Raw genomic sequence first — 3,210 nt, forward strand, 5'->3', positions numbered from 1 at the left:
ATGAGATGCGATGATTTTTATCTGTGAAAACGAATTTAACAGTTGAATCAATCGTCTCCGATTGCGCGGATCCAGCGCGATAGACGGCTCGTCCATCAAAATGACATCCGGTGTCATAGAGAGAATCGTTGCGATAGATACCAGCTTTTTTTCTCCGCCGGACATCTTATAAATCTGTTTATCTCGCAGATGCTGAATGCCAATCGCATCCAGCGCGTGATTCACTCGTGCGTCGATTTCTTCCTTAGACAATCCATAATTGCGCGGGGCAAAGGCAATATCTTCATAGGCAGTCGACATAAACAGCTGACTGTCGGAATCTTGAAACACATAGCCGATTTTTTCTCGGATGGACGGAAAATACTCCGGCTGCACGGAAAGATCATCAATAAAAATATTGCCCTGCGTTGGCAGATTTAAACCGACAAGCAGCTTGAGCAGGGTAGATTTTCCGACACCATTTGCACCGACCAATCCGATAGATTCTGATGCATGGGCAGAAAACGTAATATCTTGTAAAATATCTATTTGTTTTTCGTAGCGAAACAAGACATGTTCTACGGTAATTTGTGTTTCTTTCACGCGAAAATTCCTCCCATAAACTGGCCGACAAGTACAAAGATTGGAAAACAGCGAAAGCAAATCAACAGGATCAGCCAGAAAAGCAAATACAGCAGATCGCTTGCGCGCATGTGATGTTCTTGACCGAGATACGTAAATTCTCCCTGATAGCCGCGCAGGAGCATACTTTCATACACATCATTGGCGCGGTCAATACTGCGAAGCAGCAATTGTCCGGTCAAAGAACCCCATACTTTAAAATGCACACCTTTTTGCCGCGGTGCCCGCAAACTGTATGCCTGGGTCATGCGATTAACTTCTCCGAGCAAGACCGTTACATAACGATAGGTGAGAAGAATCTGTGTAACCAGTAATTTAGGAACATGCAGCAGTCTCAGTGCATAACAGATGTCTTCGATGGACGTCGTGGCGATGAGCAGGTAGGATGCAAGAACGCTGAACACGCCTTTCATAATCAGCGTGCACATGGACAAAAAACCCGCGCTGATAAGCATACCGCCAAGCTGCACGGTCGTATGATCTAACAGTGGATTAAATATGCCAACACAGCACACAAGCGGCAAGACAATGCGCAGGCGCTTGATGCAGGCACGAAACGAAAGATCCGCCAACTGAAAGAGAAACAGCGGATAGATAACCATACCGGCAATGCCGATTACATCATATTTAGAAAACGACACGACGAGGGCAATATATATGATTGTGATAAAAAATTTAATCAGTGGGTGAAGTCGATTCACCCACTGATTTTTCGATGCCAGAGAATCCATGGTATGGATCTCATAAATAGCAGATTCAATATGATTCATGATGATTTTTTCCGAGAGAAGAATTTAAACAGCCGGCATACAAGCACGCACAGCACAATGACAACGATGCCGCCGAATATGCCGGAAAAGGTCGTTCCAAAGACAGAATCTGAATTGCTGAATGCATAGTCCGGCAGAATAGAAGTTGCCTGCTGAATGGTATCTGCCATGCGGTAAATCCCGCCGGATGCAGAGAGTTCTGTTGCACCGGTCAGCTGTTCGATAGACCACTCCAATCCGTCCGGATGAGAGGAAGCAAACAAGGAAAGAATGCCACCGATTGCCGCAGCTGTAATAGCCAAAATCGCCAATGTTTTTTTGAAACTGAATACATTTTGTCTGGTATTGGCTTGTTCTCCTGCATATAACAGCTCCGGCCGTGCTTCATAAACGAACACCAAAACGGCAGCTGTGATGCAGCCCTCCACCAAACCAATTGCCAGATGAATTGGCTGCATTGTCGCCACAAAAGCAAGGAAGGGAAGTTCTGTAATACCAGAAGCCAGAGTCTCCAGCGAAACGCTGAAGGCACCGAGCTGCAACGTCAAAACACATCCCAAAATAGAAGAAATGATGATGCGTTTTTTCGTCATACTATGCTTCATCATTGGACGCCAAATGAGCAAAGCGCCGATGAAACAGCCGTAAAATGCCATATTCCAAACATTGCATCCGAGAGCCAGCAATCCGCCATCTGCGAATAACAAGCACTGAATCAACAATACGCCAATCATTGTCAAAAATCCGGCACATGGACCAAGAAGTGCGGACAGCAGCATACCGCCGCATAGATGACCACTGGAACCAGTACCAGGGATCGTGAAGTTAATCATCTGGGCCGCAAAAACAAAGGCTCCCATGATTCCCATGACTGGGATTTTTTTCGTGTCTGTGTCCATTCGTACCTTTTTGATCGAATATCCCGCGGCAGCGGCAGAGCATACGTACATCGTACCCGCGACAGCCGGAGAAATCAAGGCATCTGCCATGTGCATGAAAAAAGTCCTCCTTTTGCATTATTCTGCATATAAACTTTCATTTTTGTATTACTATATCATCTCATTTCGCGTCTCGCAAGCCCCCATGGGGGATCGAGAATGCTGGGAACTTGCATCAACGCTGTCATATATGCTATACTCAGGAAAAGAAATCATATATGGAGGGACAGCGCATGGATGCAAAAGAACATGACCGCCTGCACGCGGAAGGCATTCCGCACGATCACAGCGGTGCGCATGGACATACACATGCCAATACAAAGGCCGTATTAAACCGCCTTTCTCGTGCCATTGGACATTTACAGTCTGTCAAACAGATGGTGGAGGATGGCAGAGACTGCTCGGAAGTCTTAATTCAGCTTGCAGCTGTTCGCGCTGCGCTCAATAGTACCGGAAAAGTGATATTGAAAGATCATATTGAGCACTGCATTGTCGATGCCGTAGAACAGGGAGATCAAAAGGCGATCCAAGACTTAGAACGAGCGATTGACCAGTTTGTGAAGTAGGATGCTCTAAAAGAAGTATATAATTACTTCTTTTGTTCGATTGACAAGCAGCAATTATTTTTTTATACTCATATTTGAAAATACCCCCACCGGGGGATTACAGATAGGAAGACAATGGCGTCATGAATGATATGGCGACGTTGTCTTTTTTACTTTTGGAAATATTTGTATTTTCCCCGACAGATGGACTAGAGAGGAGCACTACTATGCGTCTGAATCCAAAGGAACAGGAAAAGCTCATGCTGCACATGGCAGGAAATCTTGCCAAAGAGCGCAAAGAGCGTGGATTGAAGCTGAATTATGTAGAGGCATTGG

At 45.5% G+C, this 3,210-nt stretch carries 5 protein-coding genes; 2 read left to right on the top strand and 3 right to left on the bottom strand.

The annotated features are described in order from the left end of the window. The 3 genes from ACR0P9_RS09720 to ACR0P9_RS09730 all read right to left on the bottom strand — a co-directional run. On the bottom strand, window positions 1-582 hold a 582-nt coding region (locus tag ACR0P9_RS09720), incomplete at its 3' end, for an energy-coupling factor ABC transporter ATP-binding protein (RefSeq protein ID WP_432619635.1). Next, window positions 579-1,391, bottom strand: a complete 813-nt coding sequence (gene cbiQ, locus ACR0P9_RS09725; RefSeq protein ID WP_432619637.1) for a cobalt ECF transporter T component CbiQ — start codon at window positions 1,389-1,391, stop codon at window positions 579-581. The genes ACR0P9_RS09720 and cbiQ, both read right to left, overlap by 4 nt. Next, complete coding sequence (locus ACR0P9_RS09730) at window positions 1,388-2,386, bottom strand: energy-coupling factor ABC transporter permease (RefSeq protein WP_432619639.1); 999 nt, start codon at window positions 2,384-2,386, stop codon at window positions 1,388-1,390. Before ACR0P9_RS09730 ends, cbiQ begins: the two co-directional genes overlap by 4 nt. A gap of 176 nt (window positions 2,387-2,562) precedes the next feature. Between ACR0P9_RS09730 and ACR0P9_RS09735 the strand changes: the two genes are divergently transcribed. Further along, window positions 2,563-2,895: a metal-sensing transcriptional repressor gene (locus ACR0P9_RS09735; protein ID WP_432619641.1), complete on the top strand. Its 333-nt coding sequence runs from the start codon at window positions 2,563-2,565 to the stop codon at window positions 2,893-2,895. Between the two features lie 206 nt (window positions 2,896-3,101). Continuing rightward, on the top strand, window positions 3,102-3,210 hold a 109-nt coding region (locus ACR0P9_RS09740; RefSeq protein WP_432619644.1), incomplete at its 3' end, for an urease subunit gamma.

It is taken from the genome of Butyricicoccus sp., assembly GCF_050872565.1.
GTDB lineage: Bacteria > Bacillota > Clostridia > Oscillospirales > Butyricicoccaceae > Butyricicoccus_A.

Bases quoted from the DNA above. Each gene is read 5' to 3' on its own strand.
- cbiQ (WP_432619637.1), bottom strand. From the start codon at position 1,391: ATGAATCATATTGAATCTGCTATTTATGAGATCCATACCATGGATTCT.
- ACR0P9_RS09730 (WP_432619639.1), bottom strand. From the start codon at position 2,386: ATGCACATGGCAGATGCCTTGATTTCTCCGGCTGTCGCGGGTACGATG.
- ACR0P9_RS09735 (WP_432619641.1), top strand. From the start codon at position 2,563: ATGGATGCAAAAGAACATGACCGCCTGCACGCGGAAGGCATTCCGCAC.